Below are 21,730 nucleotides of genomic sequence, written 5' to 3' on the forward strand. Positions count from 1 at the left end.
GACCGGCGGTGCGCCGTTGGCGCCGAAGGTAATGATCGTCAACATGTTCAGCGGCGAAGCCGCTCCCTTCATCAAGGCGCTGCGGCTGACGACGGGCTACAAGGTGCCGGGCTTGTCGCCGCGCTACCCCGAGGTGCTCTGCGACCGCGACAATATTTGCCAGGTCACCACCGACATGGGCTACAGCAACGCGGCCGCCACCATGAGCGCCTTGTTCTACGCCAGCAGTTTCGACCTGCGCAATACCTACTTCATCATTGCCGGCATCGCCGGCATCAATCCGAACCTGGGCACCGTCGGCTCGACCACCTGGGCCGACTACGCCATCGACTATTCGCTGGCGCACGAGATCGATGCCCGCGAAATGCCGGCGGGTTGGGCCTCGGGCTACTTCGGCATCGACACCGATTCGCCGTCCAGGAAGCCGGCGTTCCGCTATCGCACCGAGGTGTTCCAGCTCAACCGTCAACTGGTGACGCGCGCCTTCGACCTGTCCAAAAATGTCGCGCTGGGCGACTCGGATGCCGCGCGGACCTATCGCGCCGGCTTTACCAGCAGCCCAGCCAACCAGCCGCCGATGGTGCTGCGTTGCGATACCGTGTCGACCGACACCTGGTTCGGCGGCAGCGCGCTGGCGAGCCGGGCGCAAGCCTGGTCGTCGCTGCTTACCGATGGCAAGGCCTCATACTGCACCGCCCAGCAAGAGGACAATTCGACGCTCGAGGTGCTGAGGCGCGCCGACGCGGCCGGGAAGGCCGATTTCAAGCGGGTGCTGATCTTGCGCGCCGGCTCGGACGTGGACCGGCCGCATCGGGGGCAAACCAACAGCGATGTACTACTGAACTACACCCAGCAGGGCGGCTTCGAGCCGGCCGCCGCGAACCTGCTGCTGACCGCCCAGCCAGTCATCAAGGAGATTGTCGATCAATGGGGAGACTGGAAGAAGGGCGTCCCCGGGCGTTAAACGCTTCTGTCTTGCCAAGTTGATAGTGCCATGCTCTGCCGGATCGCTTAAAATTGTCATCTGCCGCTATACTTGGATGGCAAGGGCAGGTCCACGTCGCAGAGCGAGGTATTGTGAGGAACAACTTGGGTGATGAAAATACGCGGGGCTGGATGTTGAGCGGTGTCCGCCATTTCGCCGGCCTCCTTGTGGCCGCGGCTTCATTGCTGATGCCGCCGGTAATGGCGGCCACCTCCGGCGCCAGCGCCAGCGTCATGTTGGAAGAGCTCACCAGCACTGAATTGCGCAGCCGCATCGAGCACGGCGCGACCACGATCCTGATCCCCATCGGCGGCGTAGAGCAGAGCGGCCCCTACATCGCGCTCGGCAAGCACAACGTCCGCGCCGGCATCATCGCGGCCATGATTGCCCAGAAACTCGGCAATACGATGGTCGCGCCGGTGGTATCCTACGTGCCGGAAGGCGCGGTCAATCCACCGGCCGGTCACATGCGGTTTAGCGGCACCATTTCGATCCCGACCTCAGCTTTCGAGGCGCTGCTCGAGGGCGCGGCGGCGAGTTTTCGTCAGCACGGCTTTCGCGACATCATCTTCATCGGTGACCACGGCGGCTATCAGCAAAACGAAGTGAACGTGGCGCAAAAGCTGAACCGCGCCTGGGGCAAGGATGATCCCGCCCGCGCTCACGCGCTGCTCGAATATTACGATATCACCCAGACCGCGTTTGTCGACGATTTGAAAAAGCAAGGCTACAGCAGCGCCGAAATCGGCCTGCACGCTGGACTGAACGATGCTTCCCTGATGCTTGCCACCGCACCGTCGATGGTACGCGTCGAGGCGATGTCCCACGGTCCGAAGCCCGGGGTGGCCGATGGCGTGCGCGGCGACGCCACGCGCGCCACCGCTGAACTGGGACGGCTGGGCGTTCAACGCCAGGTCGACGCATCGGTCAACGCGATCAGAACGATCCTTAACGAACGCCACCACTAAGCGACCTGCCGCGCGGGCGCTGCATCGAATATAGGGACTGCATCATATGAAAGCTACCAAACATACTACCAACCCAGCCCGCACCGGGCGCCGCACCCAGCGCCTGGCCATCGCCGGCATGGGCATACTCGCGTTGTCGGTTGTGGGCCTGTGCAGCCAGTACGCCGGCGCCAAGGGGGCGGCCGCGGCCAGCGCACCGGCCCCGATGGGCGCCTATTCCCCCTTGCCCGGCATGCCGCCGTTGAGCGATCCGGGGAACGTCTACGGTGATACCGGGCCTGATCGCATGAGCGCGGTCGTCAAGGATCACCTGGCGCGCATCTATGTGCCCAATCTGCGGTCGAACGATGTTTATGTCATCGATCCGGAGACGCTCAAGGTGGTCGACAAGTTCAAGGTGGGCATCGGCCCGCAGCACGTCGTACCCGCCTACGATCTGCGGACGCTCTGGGTGGCCAACAACGCCGAACGTACCAAACTGGGTAGCCTGACGCCGATAGACCCGCTCAACGGCAAGCCGGGAGCGTCGGTGCCGGTGGAAGATCCATATAATATGTACTTCACACCGGACGGCAAATCAGCCATCGTGGTGGCCGAGGCGGTGCGTCGCCTGGACTTCCGCGATCCCAAGACCATGGCGCTGCAGTATTCGATCGAAACGCCGTCTTGCGGCGGCATCAACCACGCCGATTTTTCCAACGACGGCCGCTACGCCGTGTTCACCTGCGAGTTCGACGGCACCATCGCCAAGATCAACCTGGAGACGCGCAAGGTGGCCGGCTACCTGAAGCTCAAGATGCCGTCCTCGCGGTATTCCGAGGCGGCGTCCGCGGGGGCGCTTGCGTCTGAAATCTGCACCAGCAAAAAAGGTATGCCACAAGACATACGCATCTCGCCCGACGGTACAAAGTTCTACATAGCCGACATGGAAGCCGATGGCCTGCATGTTGTCGATGGCGCCTCGTTCAAGGAAGTCGGCTTCATTCCTACGGGCGTGGGCACGCACGGCATCTACCCCAGCCGGGATGGCAAGCGCCTGTATGTGGCTAACCGCGGCACCCACCGTATCCACGGCAAACGCAAGGGCAAGGGCAGCGTCAGCGTCGTCGATTTCGCTACCGACAAAGTGGTCGCCAACTGGTCCGTCCCTGGTGGCGGCAGTCCCGACATGGGTAACGTAAGTGTCGACGGCAAATATCTCTGGCTGTCTGGCCGTTTCGATGATGTGGTGTACCGCTTCGACACCGCCAGCGGCGACGTGCGGCAGGTCAAGGTCGGCCAGGAGCCGCATGGCCTGACCGTATGGCCACAACCTGGCAGGTACTCACTGGGCCACACCGGCAACTTGCGTTGAGCGGGGGATCACGCAAAAAACCGATGTGAGAATTAACGCATTTTTGTGGGCTAACAGGATGTTATGCTTCATTGGTGCCGCCCGGCCGTCATTACTCCTGATTCCCCATGCCTGCTTCGCTTCCCCGTATCGCCTCGGAGGACACGTCCTCCGCGTCGCCGTCTGGCTTGCCTTGCGGTGCGTTGGCCGACCTGGTAGACCGGCGCCGCTACCTCATCCTCACCCAGTGCTGGGTGACGGCGGTGGCGCTGCTGTTGTGGCTGGCGGTCCTGTCCGGGATGACGTCGCCCGCGTTGCTGCTGGGGCTGACGTTCGCCAACGGCATCGGCCTGGCCATGCGCTGGCCGGTGTTTGCCGCCATCGTGCCGGATCTGGTGCCGCGCGCGCAATTGCCGGCGGCGCTCGCGCTCAAAGGCGTATCCATGAACGCTTCGCGCATCATCGGTCCGCTGCTGGCCGGCGCGCTGATCGCGAGTGCCGGCACGGCCTGGGTCTTTGCGCTTAACGCCGTCCTGTCGACGATGGCCGCGCTGCTCATCATGCGCTGGCGCCATGCCCCTGTGCCGAGTCCGGCGCGCGCCGAGCGCCTGTCCGTTGCCATCCTGGCCGGCGTGCGCTTTGCCGTGCAGTCGGCGCCGCTGAAGGCGCTGCTCCTGCCCCGCTGGCGCGAGGCCATGTCGCGCGAGACGCTGGTGCTGCGCGGCGCCATGGTGCAGTCGGCCGCGATGTGCGGCGTGGCGTTTTCCACGCACGTCCTGGTTGCCGCCCCCATCATGTTCGTGGCAGGCATGGCCTGGATCGCGACCGCCAACGCGCTGATCGTCTCGGTGCAACTGAGCTTGCCCGACTGGGTGCGGGCGCGCGGCATGGCGATGTATCAGATGGCCATCATGGGCGCGAGCGCGGCCGGCGCCGCCTTGTGTGGCCAGGTCGCCGCGCTCGGCGGCCTGCGCACCAGTCTCTTATGCGCGGCCGCCTCCGGTGCGGCCGCCATGCTGCTGGCACACCGCTTCCGCACACCTCGATAACACATCTACGAAAGTCACCTCATGAGCAATAGCACTTACCCGCCAACCGCGGCGACCCTGTCACGCGGCCAGCGCGCCATGTGGTTTTTGTGGAATTTGAATCCCGACGGCGCGGAGTACGGCCTGCCCATGGCATGGACCATCCGCAGCCCGCTCGACGTCGCCGCGCTCGAAGCGTCGTTGCACGACCTGGTCCAGCGCCATCCGGTCCTGCGCACCAGCTACGCCGCGCCGCACGGCGAACTGGTGCAGCTGATCCACCCGCAGGGGCGGGCCGGCTTTCAGCGGATGGACGCCACGGGATGGGATGCGCAGCGGCTGCACGCGCGGCTGACCGAGGCGGCGCACCTGCCTTTCGACCTGAAGAACGGTCCGGTGTTCCGCTGCCACCTGTTTTCCCGTGGCGACGACGAGCATGTGCTGCTGCTCAACAGTCATCACATCGCGACGGACACCTGGTCTCTGATCATCATGATGGAGGAGCTGGGCGTGCTCTATCGCGCGCGGATAGCGGGGCAGGCGGCCGAGCTGGCGCCGGACGGGCTGTCGTACACCGACTATGTCGCCTGGCAGGATGAGCTGCTGGCGTCGCCGCGCGGCGAGGAACACTGGAGCTACTGGCAATCGCAACTGGCCGCCCCGGCCCATCTGGACCTGCCGACCGACCGTCCCCGTCCGCCGGTCCAGCGCCACGCCGGCGCCGGCCACGCGTTCCAGCTGAGCGAGGAGCTGACCCGGCAGGTACGCGCCCTGGCCAGGCAGGAGGACGTGACGTTCTACACGGTGCTGCTGGCGGCGTTCTACGCGGTGCTGTACCGCTACACCGGGCAGGACGACCTGGCCGTCGGCTCGCCGCGCTTCGGCCGCCCGCCGCAGGGCTACGAGCGCACCGTCGGTTATTTCGCCAGCCCGTGCGCGCTGCGCGTCCAGGTGGCCGGGGCGACCCCGTTCGCCCAGTTCCTGCATCAGGTGCGGGAGGTGCTGGTCGGCGCCAAGGATCACCAGGATTTCCCTTTCCCCTTGCTGGTGGAGCGCCTGGGGTTGGCGCGCGATCTGAGCCGCAGCCCGGTGTTCCAGGTCGCCTTCACCTACCAGAAGTCGCAGCTGTCCCACATGCAGGGCGTGGCGGCGGCGCGGATGGGCCTGGCCGGCGCCAGCCTGGACCTGTCGGGCCTGCGGCTCGACTCCTATCCGCTGGAACTGCGCAGCGTCAAGTTCGACCTCGACTTCGTGGTGGAGGAGGTGGACGGTTCGCTGCGCGGCGTGTGCTGGTACAACACCGATCTGTGGGACCCGGACAGCGTCGCGTATCTGGTCGAGCACTTCCAGACCCTGCTGCTCGGCGCCACCCACACGCCCGACGTCGCGCTGGACCGGTTGCCGATGCTGACGCCGCGCGAGCAGCACATCCGCGCCGAACACAACGCCACCGACGCCCCGTTCCCGCAAGCCTGTGCCCATCGCCGGTTCGAGCAGTGGGCGGTGCGCACGCCGTCGGCGCCGGCGCTGCGCTATGGCGGCGAAACGATGTCCTATGAGGAGCTCAACCGGCGCGCCAATCGCCTGGCACATCACTTGCGCGGGCTGGGCCTGCAGCGGGGACAACTGGTTGGCCTGAGCATGGAGCGCGGCCAGCCCGAACTGGTGATCGGCGTGCTGGCCATCCTGAAAGCCGGCGGCGCCTACCTGCCGCTGGATCCGGAGTATCCGCAAGACCGGCTGGCTTACATGCTGGACGACGCCGGCGTTGCCCTGCTGCTGACGCAGGCATCGCTGAGCGCGCGCTTGCCTGCGGGCGCCGCGCGGCTGGTGTGCGTCGACACCGACCAGGCCGGCATTGCGGATGCGCCGGACCACAATCCCCAGTCCAGCCCGGCGCCGACCGACCTGGCCTATGTGATTTACACGTCGGGCTCCACCGGACGTCCGAAAGGGGTCATGCTGGAGCATCAAGGCCTGTCGAATCTGGCGCACGCCATGATAGACGGCTTCCAGGTGGCGCCGGACAGCCGGGTGCTGCAATTCGCCTCGTTCAGCTTCGACGCCTCGGTCAGCGAGATATTCGTCGCGTTGTGCGCCGGCGCCAGCCTGTGCCTGGCGTCGAAGATGGACTTGATCCCGGGCCCCACGCTGGTTCATACCATCAACCATCATGGCGTCTCGGTGGTCACGCTGCCGCCGTCGGTGCTGGCGCTGCTGCAGCCGGCCGACCTGCCGACGCTGAAGACGGTGATCACGGCGGGCGAGGCCTGCAGCCTGGAACTGGTCAAGCGCTGGAGCGCCGGCTGCCGCTTCATCAATGCCTATGGTCCGACCGAGGCGACGGTGTGCGCCACGATGGCCGTGATGCAGCCGCAGGCGACGTGCGTGAGCATCGGCCGGCCGCTGGCCAACACCCGGCTGTATGTGCTGGACCCGCTGCTGCAGCCGGTGCCGCGCGGTGTCGCCGGCGAGTTGTATATCGCCGGCATCGGCCTGGCGCGCGGCTATCTCGGCCGTCCCGATCTCACCGCCGAGCGGTTTGTCGCCAATCCATTCGGCGCCCCCGGCGAACGCATGTACAAGACCGGCGACCTGGCCCGCTATCTGCAGGACGGCGGCCTGGAGTTCCTGGGCCGCCTCGACCATCAGGTCAAGATACGCGGCTTCCGCATCGAACTGGGCGAACTCGAAGCCGTCATCGGCGAGCATCCCGGCGTGCGCGACACGCTGGTGATGGCGCGGCGGGAAGCGAACAACGACCAGCGGCTGGTGGCCTACGTCATTGCCCGCGATGGCGCGGTCGTCACCGGCGCCGACCTGCGCGCCCACATGCAGGGCAAGCTGCCGGACTTCATGGTGCCGGCAGCGTTCCAGTTCCTCGATGCCTGGCCGATGACACCCAACGGCAAGATCGACCGGCGCGCGCTGCCGGCGCCCGCCCGCCGGCTCGCCGACGTCGGCATGGCGGCGCCACGCGACCAGCTGGAGCAGCAGATCGCGGCCATCTGGCAGCAGGTGCTGAACCTGGCCGCCGTGGGCATCGACGACAGCTTCTTCGACGTCGGCGGCCATTCGATGAGCATCGTGGAAGTCGAGGTGCTGCTGGAGGAGAACCTGGGCCTGACCGTGCCGACCATGGACCTGTTCCGCTTCCCGACCATCCGCGCGCTGGCCAATCACCTGCGCACCTCGCTGAGCCACGGAGAGGATCTGGATGCGCAGTCCCGCGAGCACCGCCCCACCGTGCCGCCAGCCACGTTCATCGCGCCGGCCGGCACCGAGATCGCCATTGTCGGCATGGCCGGCAAGTTTCCCGGCGCCGCCAACGTGGAGGAATTCTGGTGCAATCTGCGCGCCGGCACCGAGTCCATCACGGAACTGACGGAGCGGCAGTTGCTCGAAGCGGGCGTGGACCCGCAGCTGTTGCGCGAGCCGCGCTATGTCCGGCGCAAGGGCATCCTGGACGACGTGGCCTGTTTCGACGCGCCTTTCTTCGGCTATCCGCCGCGCGAGGCGCAGCTGATGGATCCGCAGCAGCGCCTGTTCCTGGAGCTGGGCTGGCAGGCATTGGAGCATGCCGGCTACGGCGGCGCGGCTGACTGCGGCCGCGTCGGCGTGGTCGGCGGTGTCGGACGGGCAGGGTATCTGCAGCATTTCCTCGACACCCGCCCCGAGTCCGCCGCCGAACTGTTCCAGACCACCATCCTGAACGAGAAGGATTTCCTGTCCACCCGCCTGGCCCATAAGCTGAACCTGCGCGGCCCCGCGCTGACGGTGCAGACGGCGTGTTCGACCTCGCTGGTGGCGGTGCACCTCGCCTGCCAGCAACTGCTGCAGGGCGACAGCGACATGGTGCTGGCCGGCGGCGTCTCGATCGAGGTGCCGCACGCGACCGGGTATCTCTACCAGGAAGGCCACATCCTGTCGCCGGACGGCCGCTGCCGGGCGTTCGACGCCGGCGCCGGCGGGACGGTGCGCGGCAGCGGCGGGGCGCTGGTTGTGCTCAAACGCTTGAGCGACGCGCAGCGCGACGGCGATACCGTCTGGGCCGTGATCAAGGGCTCGGCCATCAACAACGACGGCAACGGCAAGGTCGGCTTCACGGCGCCCAGCGTGGATGGTCAGGCCGACGTGATCGGGCAGGCGCTGCGCCGGGCCGGCGTCGATCCGCGCAGCATCGGCCTGGTCGAGGCGCATGGCACGGCCACGCCGCTGGGCGATCCGATCGAGGTCGCCGCGCTGACCCAGGCCTATCGCCTCTACACGGCCGACCGGGAATATTGTCTGCTGGGTTCGGCCAAGGCCCATGTCGGCCACCTCGACACGGCGGCCGGCGTCACCGGCTTGATCAAGGCGGTGCTGGCGCTGCACCACGGCGAAGTGCCGGCCATGCCCCATTTCCAGTCGCCCAACCCCAAGCTCGGGCTGGAGCGCAGTCCCTTCCGCATCAACACCGCGCTGGCGCCATGGCCGGTGTCGGCCGCGCCGCGCCGCGCGGCGGTAAGCTCGTTCGGCATCGGCGGCACCAACGCCCACGTCATCCTGGAGCAGGCGCCGCCGGCCCCGCCCACGGCGGGCGGGCTGCCGCATCAGCTGCTGACGCTGTCGGCGAAGTCCGCGACGGCGCTGGACGCGATGAGCCGCAACCTGGCGGACTATTTGCGCGAGCACCCCGGGGCCAACCTGGCCGATATCGCCTATACGCTGCAAGCCGGACGCGCGCCGCTGCCGCACCGGCGCGCCGTGGCGTGCGCCGATGCGGCCGGCGCGGCGGATGCGCTGGCGGCCACGCCCGCGCATCCCGCGTTGACGGCGATGCCGGACGGCGCCGCGCGGGTGGTGTTCCTGTTCCCCGGCCAGGGACTGCAACAAGTGAACATGGGGCGCGGCTTGTATGCGTCCCTGCCCGAATTCCGCGCCGAGGTGGATGCCTGCGCCGAGCTGCTGCAGCCGGTGCTGGGCCTCGATCTGCGCGCCGTGCTGTATCCCGCGCCGGAGGCCGGGGAAGACGCGGCGCGGCAGCTGGCGCAGACGGCGATCACGCAGCCGGCCATGTTCGTGGTGGAGTATGCGCTGGCCCGACAGCTCATGCACTGGGGCGTGCAGCCGCATGCCATGATGGGGCACAGCCTGGGCGAATACGTGGCGGCCTGCCTGGCCGGCGTCATGTCGCTGTCCGACGCGCTGAAGCTGGTCGCCGCGCGCGGCCAGCTGGTGCAGCGCCTGCCCGCCGGCGCGATGCTGGCGGTCGAGGCCACTCCCGCGCAGGTGCAGGCCTTCCTCGGCGCCGGGGTGGACCTGGCGGTGGTCAATGGCCCGCGCGCCTGCGTGCTGGCCGGAACCATGGAAGCGATCGACGCGCTGTCGGCCCCGCTGACGGAGGCCGGCCTGCGCAGCAAGCGCGTGCCCACCTCGCACGCTTTCCATTCCTCCATGCTCGACCCTGTCCTGGACCAGTTCAGGGCACGGCTGGGCGAAGTGGCGCTGCACGCGCCGCGGATTCCTTACATCACCAACGTGACGGGATCGTGGGTGACCGCGGAGCAGGCCACCGATCCCGATCATTGGGTACGGCATATGCGCCAGACCGTGTGCTTTGCCCAAGGGCTGGAGCTGCTGCTGGAGACGCCGGACGGCATCTACCTGGAAACCGGTCCGGGGCAGACCTTCAACGCCATTATCCAGCGCCATCCCAACAAGCAGAATGTGCGCTTTGCCGGCCCGACGCTGGCCGGCGCCACGGAGCCATCCGACTGCGCCGCTTTGCTGGCCGCTCTGGGGAGGCTCTGGTGCAACGGTGTCGCGCCAGATTGGCGGCGCCTGCACGACCACGGGGCGCGTCGCCGTATCGCCTTGCCGGCGTATCCGTTCGACCGCTATCGCTACTGGCCCGAGGCGCGACAGGCGACGACAGCGTCGGCCACGCGCTTCGAGGCCGTAACGCGCGCCGCGCCGGCATCCGCACCGGCGCCGCAATCTTCGTCCCCGCGCCAGTTCGCGCCGCGCGACGCGTTCGAACTGGAAGTGGGCAAGGTGTTCGCGGAGATATTGGGCCTGGACGGTCTCGCGCTTGATGATAATTTCTTCGAGCTCGGTGGCAGCTCCCTGTCTTCTCTGAGCGTCATTCTGAGCCTGGAACAGGCCTTCGATTGCAGCCTGTCCAGCGCGGTCCTGCTGGAACATCCTACGGTCGAAAGCCTGGCCCAGGCGCTGCGTTCCGGCCGCGCGTCGGGCGGTTCACGCCTGGTCGGCATGCGGACCGGCGGCAGCCGCGCGCCTCTGTTCTGCATCCACCCGTATGGCGGCCACACCATGGGCTACGTCGAGCTGACGCGTTGCCTTGGCGCCGATCAGCCGGTGTACGGAGTCCAGGCCCTTGGCTTGCAGGGAGAGGCGGCGCCGTTGGAGCGGATCGAGGACATGGCGGCGGACTATATTGCCTTGGTCAAGTCGCGCCAACCGGCGGGGCCCTACCATCTGGCCGGGCATTCGATGGGCGGATGCATCGCGTACGAGATGGCGCGGCAGCTGCGGCTGGCCGGAGAAGAGGTCGCCCTGCTGGCGCTGATCGACTCGCGCGCGCAAAATGCCAGCGCGCAGCCGCTCTATCGCAACGGTGCGTATGGCCAGCTGGCCGGCATGGACTGGCTCGATGACGACGCTGTGCTGCTTGGTATTCTGCTGCCGCGACTGTCCATGGATTGGGACAGCCTGCGCGACGTCGCGGCAGATGAGCAGTGGCTGCATGTGCTGGAGACGGCCACGCGGCAAGGACTGCTGCCGCCGCAGGCGGGCGTGGGGCAGGTGCGGCAGATGCTTGCCGTGACCAGGGCCAACGACACAGCACTGCGCGCTTACCAGCCGCCGTCCGGCGACACGCCAGTGCTGCTGTTCTGCGGCACCGAGGGTTTCGCCCAACAATTCGGCGAGCCGGAATTGGGGTGGCGCGAGCTGGTCCCGGACACGCTGGAGGTGGTGAACCTGCCGGGCACTCACCACACCATCATGTCGGGACCGGGCGTGGCGGCGATCGCGGAACGCCTGGCGGGAGCTCTGACGCGCGGCTGACAGCCACTCGCTGTTTTTTGTCTGGTATGACGACGCACAGAGCATCACCGCCAAGGCCGCGCTGATGAACACCCATGCGCTCGGCGGCACCGGCGTCTGGGCTATGAGGATGGCACTTTCTGGATGGCGGTAGCCGCTGGAGTGGGCAATGGTGGCGGCGGTACAACAGACGGCAACATCGCCACAACGGGCACCGGCTGCGTGTGGACTGCTAATACCACTTCGACCGCAAACACCAATAAAGCGGCAGCGACGGCTGTCAATGACGGCAATACCAGCACCAGCCTGACCCTCAACGGCGCGGGGGGAAGGCGGAACCCAGGAATGGGAGGCCGCAGGCGTCACCTTCGCGGCGGCTAAGACCATTTCGTCGGCCAAGTTCATCAGCGGCGCGATCGACACCTACGGCAACGAATATTTCGAGTCCGGTTTGAGTTTGCAGTACACAACGAACGGCTCGACTTGGGTAGACTCTGGGTGGGCGGTCAGCCCGGTCTATCCGAACAGCGCGTCGGCTGCCACTGATTTTTCTGTCGAGGAGTACTGCATGCGTTTGATGATTGCGTTTCTGCTGTCGGCGGGATTGTGCCGGACCGCGCCTGCCATGGCGGAGGATTTGTTTGTGGCTACGCCGCTGACAGCGGAACGCAGTTTCACCGCCGGCATAGAAGGACCGGCGGTGGACGCGGCAGGGAATATCTATGCGGTCAATTTCGGCCGCCAGCAGACCATTGGCATCGTCAGCCCGCAAGGCGTGGCGCGCGAGTTCGCCGTGCTGCCCGGCGCCTCGGTGCCCAATGGCCTGCGCTTCGATCGCCAGGGAGCGCTGTATGTGGCCGACTATGTCGGCCACAATGTTTTCCGCATCGCGCCGGGCACCGCCACGCCGCGGCTGTACGCGCACGAGGCGAAGATGGTCCAGCCGAACGACCTGGCCATCACGATGGATGGCGTGCTGTACGCCAGCGATCCTGACTGGGCCCACAATACCGGCCGCGTGTGGCGCATCGACCGTGACGGCAAGGTCACCCTGGCGGCGGATGGAATGGGTACCGCCAACGGGATTGAGGTGAGCCCGGACGGGCGCACCTTGTATGTGAATGAAAGCGTGCAGCGGAATATCTGGGCCTTCGCCATCGGCGCCGATGGAGCGCTGTCGGACAAGCGGTTGCTGCATCGCTTTGAAGATTTCGGCATGGACGGCATGCGCGTCGATGTCGACGGCAATTTGTACGTAAGCCGTTTTGGCAAGGGCACGGTGGTCAAGCTGGCGCCGGATGGCAAGCTGCTGAAGGAAATCCGCCTGCCGGGCGAGCGCCCCAGCAATCTATGCTTTGGTGGGCCGGACGGCCGCACCGTTTATGTGACCGAAGTCGAGCACCAGCAACTGCTTCAGTTCCGTGTTGACCGTCCGGGCCTGGAGTGGCAGCGGATACAGAGGCGCCAGTGACCAGGCCCGCGCGCGGCATGAGGAATAACCGGCCCTGTGTTTTCATTTTACGTTTGAGGTGAGTATGCGTTTACAAGTTCTTGTGTCATGTTGCTTGGGATTGATGGGGGCTGTACAGGCTCAGGAGATCGTGCCGCTGCCCGCGCACTTGCAGCGCAATGCCGGCGAGTTTGCGCTGACGTCCGCCACCCGCATCGTCGCCGACGGCATGGCGCAGGCCGAAGCACAAATGCTGCGCGATTACCTGCGGCCGGCCACCGGCTTTGAACTGCCCGTGAGCGCGCGCGACGGCGCCAATGCCATCCGTCTCAAACTGGACAAGAAACCAGGCTCGCCGGGCAAGGAGGGCTACCGCCTGGTCAGCGACGCACGCGGCGTGACCATCACCGCCGCCGATCCGGCAGGGCTGTTTTACGGCGTGCAGACGCTGCGCCAGATGCTGCCCGCCGATATTTACCGCAAGGCGGAGGTGCGCCGCCGCTGGCAACTGCCTGCCGTCAGCATCGAAGACCAGCCGCGCTTCGGCTGGCGCGGCAGCCATCTGGATACGGCGCGCCACTTCATGCCGAAGAGCTTTGTGCTCAAGCACATCGAGCTGCTGGCGCAGAACAAGATGAACGTGTTCCACTGGCACCTGACCGACGACCAGGGCTGGCGCATCGAGATCAAGCGCTTCCCGCTGCTGACGCAAGTGGGCGCATGGCGCAGCGAAACCCAGCTGACGCCGCGTCCCGGCGATCCCCCGGGCCTGCGCTACGACGGCCAGCCGCACGGCGGCTACTATACGCAGGAAGACATCCGCGAAGTGGTGGCGTATGCCGCCGCGCGCCACATCACGGTGGTGCCGGAGATCGAAATGCCGGGCCATGCGCTGGCCGCGATCGCCGCATATCCTGAACTGGGCAACCAGCCCGGCACGAAGCTGCCTGTCGGCCGCGAATGGGGCGTGATCACGCAGGTGTTCAGTCCAGAGGAAAACACGGTGCGCTTCCTGCAGCAGGTGATGGATGAAGTGCTGACGCTGTTCCCGGGCCAGTACATCCACGTTGGCGGCGACGAGTGCCCGAAAACCGAATGGGCGCATTCGCCGGCGGCGCTGGCACGCATGAAGACGCTGAAGCTGGTGTCTGCGTCCACCACGCTGGAAGACATCCAGCACTACAAGGACGCACAAGGCAAGCCGGCCGAGCATCCAGCCCTGCATCAGCTGCAAAGCTGGTTCATTGGGCAGATGGACGTCTACCTGGCGCAGCACGGCCGCCGCCTGATCGGCTGGGACGAAATCCTGGAAGGTGGTCTGGCGCAGGGCGCCACGGTGATGAGCTGGCGCGGCGAGGAGGGCGGCCTGAAAGCCGCCAACGCCGGCCATGACGTGGTGATGACGCCGGAGCGCGACACCTATCTCGATTACGCCCAGATCCCGGCCGACACGCCAGGCTACCGCGAGCCGCCGGGCGCGCGCGCGGTCAACACGCTGGACCACGTCTACGCCTACGAGCCGCTGCCTGCCTCCATGCCGCCTGAATTGGCCAAACATGTGCTGGGCAGCCAGGCGCAGTTGTGGACCGAATACATGAAGGGGCCGCGCGAGGTTGAATACATGGCATGGCCGCGTCTGCTGGCCATGGCTGAAGTACTATGGACGCCGAAGTCGCTCAAGGACTACGCCAAGTTCCAACAGCGCTTGCCATCCTCGTTGCAGCGCCTGGATGTGCAGGACGTGAATTACCGCACCGCTGACGGCCCACGCTGGCCACGTTGAAAGAGACCCATGTCTTCACAAAAAAACTATCAGATGTTTCTGGCCGTGGTCAGCGGCCTTGCAGGGCTGCTGTACGGGATTGATATCGGCATCATCGATCCGGCGCTACCTTACCTGAACCGCTCCACCAGCCTGTCGGAAGGCCAGCTGTCGATGGTGGTGGCGGCGGTGCTGGCCGGTTCGATTCTGGGATCGGTGGTGGCGGGCGCGTTGGCCGACTGGCTGGGGCGCAAGCCGATGATGGTGGTCAGCGCGCTGATGTTTGTCGGCAGCGTGGCGGTGATCTATCTGTCGCAGTCCTTCGTGCCGCTGATGCTGGGCCGTCTGCTGCAGGGCATGAGCGGCGGGGTCATCGCGGTGGTGGTGCCGCTGTATCTGGCCGAGTGCCTGCCCGCCGCCCAACGCGGGCGCGGAGTGGCGGTGTTCCAGTTCATGCTGACGGTCGGTATTGTGCTGGCGGCCTTTGTCGGCAACCACTATCTGGGCAACGCGGAACTGGAGATACAGGCCGCCGGTTCGGATCAACAGCGCATCGTGGCCGCGGCCGATCACGCCTGGCGCAGCATGTTCCTGACCGTGATGTATCCGGGCGCGCTGTTCTTCCTGGGCTGCTGCCTGGTGTCGGAATCGCCGCGCTGGCTGATACGCAACGGGCGGCCGGAGAAGGCGCGCGCCGCATTGGCGCGCCTGTTGCCGCCGGCGGTGGCCGAGACGGAGTTTGACGAGATCGGCAACGCGCTGGCGGTGGAACGGGCGCGGCCGAAAACGTCGCCCGTGGCTGCGGCGATGGAGATGTTGACCGAACGCCGTTATGTGCTGCCGTTTATCCTGGCCTGCATCATCCTCGGCTGCAACCAGGCGACGGGCATCAACTCGGTGTTGCAGTTCATGACCACCATTTTGCAAAAGGCCGGCCTGGATCCGGTGGCGGCGGCCGGCTACGGCACGGTGATCAAGATCCTCAATTCGGTGATGACGGTGGTGGCGATCGTGCTGGTCGAACGCAAGGGCAGGGTGTTCCTGCTGAAGCTGGGCACCGGCGGCATCATGGTGTCCCTATGCCTGCTGGCTTTGCTGTTCTACCGCTTCGAGTCGCAGCGCGTCGATGTGCGCGCGGAAGTGGCTGCGCTGGTCAAGGACAACCGTCTGGACTTCAACCTGGCGGATGCCCGCTGGGCCGGACAAGGGGCGGTGCAGCTCAGCATACTGTATCAGTACGGCGACCATCAGCAGGTGGCCGAGGCCTACACGCCGACCGAAGCATCGCAGGCGGTGTTGAAGCGCGCGGCCGACGTGGTGCAGGCGTTGCCGGCCGGGCAGCGCGCGCTGCTCGAACAGGCGCAGCTGGCATGGAGCGGACGCGGTGCGGCGGCCGCGGCGGAACCGGCGCAGCAGCTGATTGCGACGCTGCCGCCGGCGTCGCGTGAGGCGCTGAATGCGGCGCTGCGTGTGCATGCGGCCCAGCATGTGCAGGTGCAGGCTGCCGGCGCGGCTGCCGGGCAGGCGCCGCTGCGGATTCTGCGCGCCAGCGTCGGACCGACCCCAAGCCGCGCGACCGGCCTGCTGGCGGTCCTGTGCATTGCCGGCTTTATCGCCTTTTTCTCGATCGGACCGGGGGTGTGCGTCTGGCTGGCGCTGTCGGAGCTCATGCCCACGCGGATACGTTCGGTGGGCATGGGCGTGGCGCTGCTGATCAACCAGGGCACCGGCACGCTGATCGCAGGTGCTTTCCTGCCTATCGTCGGGAACTACGGCTTCCACGTGATGTTCCTGTTCTGGACCGCCTGCACGGTGGTGTACTTCGTGACCGCCGCATTCTTCCTTCCCGAGACCAAGGGCAAGTCGCTGGAAGAAATCGAGCGGTTGTTCGCGCGCCCCTGACCAGGGGGCATGGCACGCTGGATGTGGCGATTGACGGACATCAAAGAGAGGCAGGAAACGCTGCGAATTCAGCTGCGGATCAAGGTGTATAACTTCCTTTTTTGTTCGCTAAAGGGTGATCATGACTACCGAAAATCTACCCGATAGAAATATCGCTATCGTCTGCCAGGGCGGCGGCAGCCATGCCGCCTACGCCGCCGGCGCGCTGCAAATGCTGCTGCCGGAACTGGGTGAAAATGGACCGTTGCGCCTGGTCGGCATCAGCGGCACTTCCGGCGGTGCCATCTGCGCGCTGCTGGGCTGGTACGGCAACCTGGAGGGCGGTCCCGCCACCGCACAGCGCAAGCTCGAACGGTTCTGGCTGTCCAACTGCGCGCAGCTTCCCGGGGAAAAGCTGTGGAACGACTGCGCCATCCAGGGCGCCGAGTCGTTACCCTATGAAATCCTGTTCAGTCCCTACCAATGGCCGATGGAGGCCAGCCTGTACCTGCTCACCAGCCTGTGGCCGACGCTGGCCTCCTACCCGACGCCGCTCGACTGGTCGCCCTACCAGCTGTGGGGACGGGGCGAATACTTCCAGCTCGACGAGTTGATCAAGCCGCACGTGGATTTCGAGCTGATCGCCGCGCTCGGCGCCCTGTGCAGCATTCCCGACTACATCGCACGCTGGAAGGCGACCGACCTGCACGCCCTGATCTATGACGAGGCCGAGGCCGGCACAGCGCCCCACCGCGCGCGCAAGCACCGGTTGGAAGACCTGATCCGCGACGGCCTGGCCCAGCCCGACAATATCCGCCGCCTGATGGACCGCAACCGCTTTGCCGCCAATGCGCCGCTGCGGAAGGCGCTGGGCGACTGGCAGGCGCCGCCGGTGGACTTCGGCAATCCGGATTCGATCGACGACCTCAACGATGATGTCAGCCGCATGATGGTGAACATCCCGCAACTGCTGCTGGGCGCCGTCGATGTCGGCAATGGCGAATTCGTTGCCTTCAGCAGCCAGCGGGCGCTCAAGGAGAACGGTATTTCCCTGAACGCGGTGCTGGCTTCGGCGGCCCTGCCGTGGCTGTTCAAGGCGGTCGAGATCGAGAGTCAAAGCGAGGACGGTGAAGCCCGCGTCGACAAATACTGGGACGGGCTGTTCTCGCAAAACCCGCCGATCAAGAATTTCATTTCCGGCAGCAAGAACAAGCGCAAGCCGGACGAGTTTTGGGTGGTGCAGATCAATCCGGTCGGCACCGACGTCGAGAAACTCAAGTCGGACATCTGGGATCGCCGCAATGAACTGTCCGGCAACCTGTCGTTGAACCAGGAAATCTTCTTTATCAGCGCGATCAACAAGCGCATCGAGGTCGAGGCCAACATGGCGCCGAAACCCAAGCCGGGCGGTGATCCGGCCGAGGCCGAGGCCGACAAGCATGTGATCGTTCACCGCATCATCATGGACGGCGAGGCGGTCGAGCGCAAGTCGGGCAAGACCCTGGGCGCGCTGTCCAAGTTCGACCGCGACGCCGTGCTGGGCCAGGCCCTGCGCGAGGACGGGCGCGAACAGGCCCGCCGCTTCCTGCTGATGCGCGCCACCATGCTGCGCCTGTGCGATGACCTGGAGCGGCCCGAGTACGATACCATCTCGGCCAATTCAGCCGGCACGCTGGCCGCGCTCAGGCGCATGCGCAGCAGCGATGGCGGCGGCAAGCTGCGCCTGATCGTCGACGAGACCGTCATGCCGTCGACGGCGCGTGACGGACAGGATGGTACGCGCCACCATGCGCTGGCACGCTGGCATGCCAGCGGCGGCTACAACGGCAAGTCGCTCGACGTGGAAGGGGAAACGGAATTCGACTTCCTGCAGAATGGCCAGCTGTCGATCCAGGTGAAGGAAATCCGCATCGCGTCGATCGACGAGACGCCGCCGCCCAAGCAGCCGGCGCAGCAGCGCGCGGGCGCCGCGCAGCGGCCCGGATTGCTGCACTGAGGTCTACAGCGCCGGCCACAGCTTTCTGCCCAGGGCCGCCTCGAAGACGGCCAGTTGCCGGCGGTCGTCGATCAGATAGTCGGCCAGCATGATGTCGTGCGAGACGATGCGGTCTTCCAGCAGCGGCGGCACCTTGCTGCGCAAATGGTCCAGCGCCAGCCGCGTGCCTTGTCCCAGCTCCATGCCGGGATAGAAATACAGCCCCTGGCCGGCCGTGATGTATTCGATCGCCAGCACCTTCTGCACGTTGTTCAGTATCCGCAGCAGGTTCAGCGTGGCCGGCGTGCCCAGCGACAGGTGGTCCTCCTGTTGCGCCGAGGTGATGTAGTTGTCCAGCACCATGGGCTGGGCCAGCATCTTGTTTTCCGCGACCAGCGAGGCCGCCGCGTACTGGACGATCATCAGGCCGGAATTGACGCCGCTCTCGGCTATCAGGAACGGTGGCAGGCCGCTGACATGCGGGTTGACCAGGCGGTCGACGCGGCGCTCGGCCACGCCGCCCAGCTCCGCCACCGCCATCGACAGCGTGGTGGCGGTCATCGCCATCGCCTCGCCGTGCGGATTGGCTTGCGAGAGCACGCGGTAGTTGTGCTGGTCGCCGAACACCAGCGGGTTGTCGTTGGCCGATTGCAGCTCGATGTTGATCTGCCGTTCGGCGTGGGCGATCTGCTCGCGCGCGGCGCCGTGGATCTGCGGCATGGAGCGCAGGCTCAGCGCATCCTGGGTGCGGATGCCCTGGCCGCCGCGCAGCACCGCGCTGTCGGCCAGCAGCGCGCGCAGATTGGCGGCCACATGGATTTGTCCGGGATACGGCTTTTGCAGCATCGCCTCGGCGTCGAAGGCGCTCATCTGGCCGCGCAGGGCCTCGAAACTCATGGCGCCGATCACGTCGGCCCAGCACGCCAGCCGCTTGGCGTGGTCCAGCGCCAGGCACAGCAGGCCGGTCATGCAGGGCAGGCCGTTGACCAGGCTCAGGCCGTCCTTGGCCGCCAGCGCCACCGGCGCCAGTCCGGCCTTCGTCAGCGCCGCGCCGGCGGGCATGGTCTGCCCGCGGAAGCGGACGTCGCCCAGGCCGATCAGCGTCAGGCCGACGTGGGCCATGTGCGTCAGGTAGCCCACCGAGCCCTGCATGGGCACGACGGGCGTCAGCCCCAGGTTCAGGAAGTCCAGCAATTGCCGCACCACGTGCGCGCTGATGCCGGAATGGCCGCGGCTGTAGTTGATGATTTGCGCGCACATGATGGCGCGCGTTTCGACCACGCCCAGCGTGGCGCCCAAGCCGCAGGCATGGCTCTTGAGGGTGCGCCGCGACAGCTCGGCCAGTTGCTCGCCGCCGAGCACGACTTCGGACAGGGCGCCCAGGCCGGTGTTGATGCCGTAGGCCTTGACGCCGTCGGCGACGATGCGCTCGACGATCAGGCGCGCGTCGTCGATGCGCCGCCACAGGGCGGCGCTCAGTTCGAGCCGGGCGCCGTGGGCGACGCGGACCACGTCGTCGTAGCGGGCCGGGGCCGCTTCGTCGAGAATGATGGTTGTTGTCTGCATGGCGGTCATCCCACCCGGGCCGGCAGCGCAGCCGCATGGCCGCGCTTTTCGACGAATTTGCGCACATAGTCGTCCGCCGGCGTACTCAGGATCTCGTCCGGCGTGCCCACCTGCACCAGCCTGCCGTCGCGCAGGATGGCGATGTGGTCGCCCAGCTTGAGCGCCTCGTCCAGGTCGTGGGTGATGAAGATGATGGTCTTGTGCAGCGTGGTCTGCAGCGACAGCAGCTGGTCCTGCATGTCGTCGCGGATCAGCGGATCGAGGGCGCTGAAGGCCTCGTCCATCAGCAGCACGTCGGTGTCGGCCGCCAGCGCGCGCGCCAGGCCCACGCGCTGGCGCATGCCGCCGGACAGCTCGTCGGGGTATTTATCCTCATAGCCCTTCAGGCCGACGCGCGCCAGCCAGGCGGCGGCCTTGGCGCGGGCCTGCGGCTTCGGCTCGCCGCGCGTCAGCAGCGCGAAGGCGGCGTTGTCGAGCACCGTCTGGTGCGGCATCAGGCCGAAACCCTGGAACACCATGCTGATGCGGCTGCGCCGCAGTTCGCGCAACTCGCCCTCGGACATCGACACCACATCGCGGCCGTCGATCAGGATCTCGCCGGCGCTGGGATCGATCAGGCGGTTGAAGTGGCGCACCAGCGTCGACTTGCCGGAGCCGGACAGGCCCATGATGACGAAGATCTCGCCGGCCTGGATGTCCAGCGACACGCCGCTGAGGCCGACGTTGCAGCCGGTCTGGGCCAGCACGTCTGCCTTGCTGGCGCCGTCGTTAAGCAACTGCAACCCCTGCCGCCAGCGCGTACCGAAGATCTTGCAGACGTTCTTGACTTGGATTTTGTAGGGCTTCATGGTTTGGCCTTGTCTGCTTGCGTCATGCGCTGACGGCGATCTCTGCCGTAGCCCTGGGTGATGCGGTCCATCACGATCGCCAGGATGACGATGGCGATGCCGGCCTGCAGGCCCTTGCCGATGTTGACGGTCTGTATGCCTTCGAGCACGTCCTCGCCCAGGCCGCGCGCGCCTATCATGGAGGCGATCACGACCATGCCCAGCGCCATCATGATGGTCTGGTTCAGGCCGGCCATGATGCTGGGCCGCGCCAGCGGCAGCTGCACCGTGATCAGCAGTTGCCAGCGGGTGGTGCCGAAGGAGCGGGCGGCCTCGGTCAGCTCGCCGCTGACCTGGCGGATGCCGAGGTCGGTCAGCCGTATCAGCGGCGGCGTGGCGTAGATGATGGTGGCCAGGATGGCCGGCACCTTGCCCAGCCCGAACAGCATCAGCACCGGCACCAGGTAGACGAAGCTGGGCATGGTCTGCATCACGTCCAGCAGCGGCATCAGCAGCCGGCGCAGGCCGTCGCTGCGGGCGCTGAGGATGCCCAGCGGCACGGCCAGCAACACCGCGATCAGCGTGGCGACCAGCACCAGCGCCAGAGTCTGGATCAACTGGTCCCACAGGCCGAGACAGCCCACCAGCAGCACGCAGGCGGTGTAGCCGGCGGCGTGGCCCCAGCGCCGCGTGGCGTGCAGGCTGAGCAGGAATACGCCGGCCAGCACCAGCCACCAGGGCAGGGCGCGCAGGGCGCCTTCGAACGGCACCAGCACATGGCGCAGCAGCCAGATCGAACCGTCGTGGAAGGCGTCGCCGAAGCGGCTGTTGATGACGTCGACCGTCTCGTTGATCGGCTCGACCAGGGAAATATTAAGCGCCTCGGGGAACGATGGCATGTCTAA

11 protein-coding genes and 1 pseudogene are annotated in these 21,730 nt (G+C 66.5%); 9 read left to right on the plus strand and 3 right to left on the minus strand.

Annotation, left to right across the window (positions count from 1 at the left end):
• Positions 1-31 precede the first annotated feature (31 nt).
• The 9 genes and pseudogenes from ACCD07_RS16335 to ACCD07_RS16375 all read left to right on the plus strand — a co-directional run.
• Positions 32-964: pseudogene (locus tag ACCD07_RS16335) on the plus strand (purine-nucleoside phosphorylase); the annotation flags it as partial.
• 125 nt (positions 965-1,089) lie between these two features.
• The gene (locus tag ACCD07_RS16340) at positions 1,090-1,953 is read left to right on the plus strand and encodes a creatininase family protein (RefSeq protein ID WP_413447946.1); all 864 of its coding nucleotides are present in this window, start codon (positions 1,090-1,092) and stop codon (positions 1,951-1,953) included.
• Between the two features lie 46 nt (positions 1,954-1,999).
• Positions 2,000-3,307, plus strand: a complete 1,308-nt coding sequence (locus ACCD07_RS16345; protein WP_413447947.1) for a beta-propeller fold lactonase family protein — start codon at positions 2,000-2,002, stop codon at positions 3,305-3,307.
• Positions 3,308-3,414: 107 nt separating this feature from the next.
• A complete protein-coding gene (locus tag ACCD07_RS16350; protein ID WP_413447948.1) occupies positions 3,415-4,335 on the plus strand; it encodes an MFS transporter in 921 nt (306 codons plus the stop codon).
• Positions 4,336-4,356: 21 nt separating this feature from the next.
• Entirely contained in the window at positions 4,357-11,385 is a 7,029-nt protein-coding gene (locus ACCD07_RS16355; protein WP_413447949.1) for an amino acid adenylation domain-containing protein, read from the plus strand.
• A gap of 547 nt (positions 11,386-11,932) precedes the next feature.
• Positions 11,933-12,835, plus strand: a complete 903-nt coding sequence (locus ACCD07_RS16360) for an SMP-30/gluconolactonase/LRE family protein (RefSeq protein ID WP_413447950.1) — start codon at positions 11,933-11,935, stop codon at positions 12,833-12,835.
• 103 nt (positions 12,836-12,938) lie between these two features.
• Positions 12,939-14,597: a beta-N-acetylhexosaminidase gene (locus ACCD07_RS16365; protein WP_413447951.1), complete on the plus strand. Its 1,659-nt coding sequence runs from the start codon at positions 12,939-12,941 to the stop codon at positions 14,595-14,597.
• A gap of 9 nt (positions 14,598-14,606) precedes the next feature.
• Positions 14,607-16,478: an MFS transporter gene (locus ACCD07_RS16370; RefSeq protein ID WP_413447952.1), complete on the plus strand. Its 1,872-nt coding sequence runs from the start codon at positions 14,607-14,609 to the stop codon at positions 16,476-16,478.
• Between the two features lie 121 nt (positions 16,479-16,599).
• Complete coding sequence (locus ACCD07_RS16375) at positions 16,600-18,453, plus strand: patatin-like phospholipase family protein (RefSeq protein ID WP_176650232.1); 1,854 nt, start codon at positions 16,600-16,602, stop codon at positions 18,451-18,453.
• Between the two features lie 3 nt (positions 18,454-18,456).
• Here ACCD07_RS16375 and ACCD07_RS16380 read toward each other — a convergent pair whose 3' ends face one another.
• From ACCD07_RS16380 to ACCD07_RS16390, 3 genes are read right to left on the minus strand one after another with little or no spacing between them, the layout of a single operon-like run.
• On the minus strand, positions 18,457-19,998 hold the full coding sequence (locus ACCD07_RS16380; RefSeq protein WP_176650233.1) for an HAL/PAL/TAL family ammonia-lyase: 1,542 nt from the start codon (positions 19,996-19,998) through the stop codon (positions 18,457-18,459).
• A gap of 5 nt (positions 19,999-20,003) precedes the next feature.
• Complete coding sequence (locus tag ACCD07_RS16385; protein WP_413447953.1) at positions 20,004-20,846, minus strand: quaternary amine ABC transporter ATP-binding protein; 843 nt, start codon at positions 20,844-20,846, stop codon at positions 20,004-20,006.
• Positions 20,843-21,724, minus strand: a complete 882-nt coding sequence (locus ACCD07_RS16390) for an ABC transporter permease (protein WP_176650235.1) — start codon at positions 21,722-21,724, stop codon at positions 20,843-20,845. The genes ACCD07_RS16385 and ACCD07_RS16390 overlap by 4 nt, the downstream gene beginning before the upstream one ends.
• Positions 21,725-21,730: the final 6 nt, after the last annotated feature.

Source organism: Duganella sp. Dugasp56 (assembly GCF_047304105.1).
Lineage (GTDB): Bacteria > Pseudomonadota > Gammaproteobacteria > Burkholderiales > Burkholderiaceae_D > Rugamonas > Rugamonas hordei.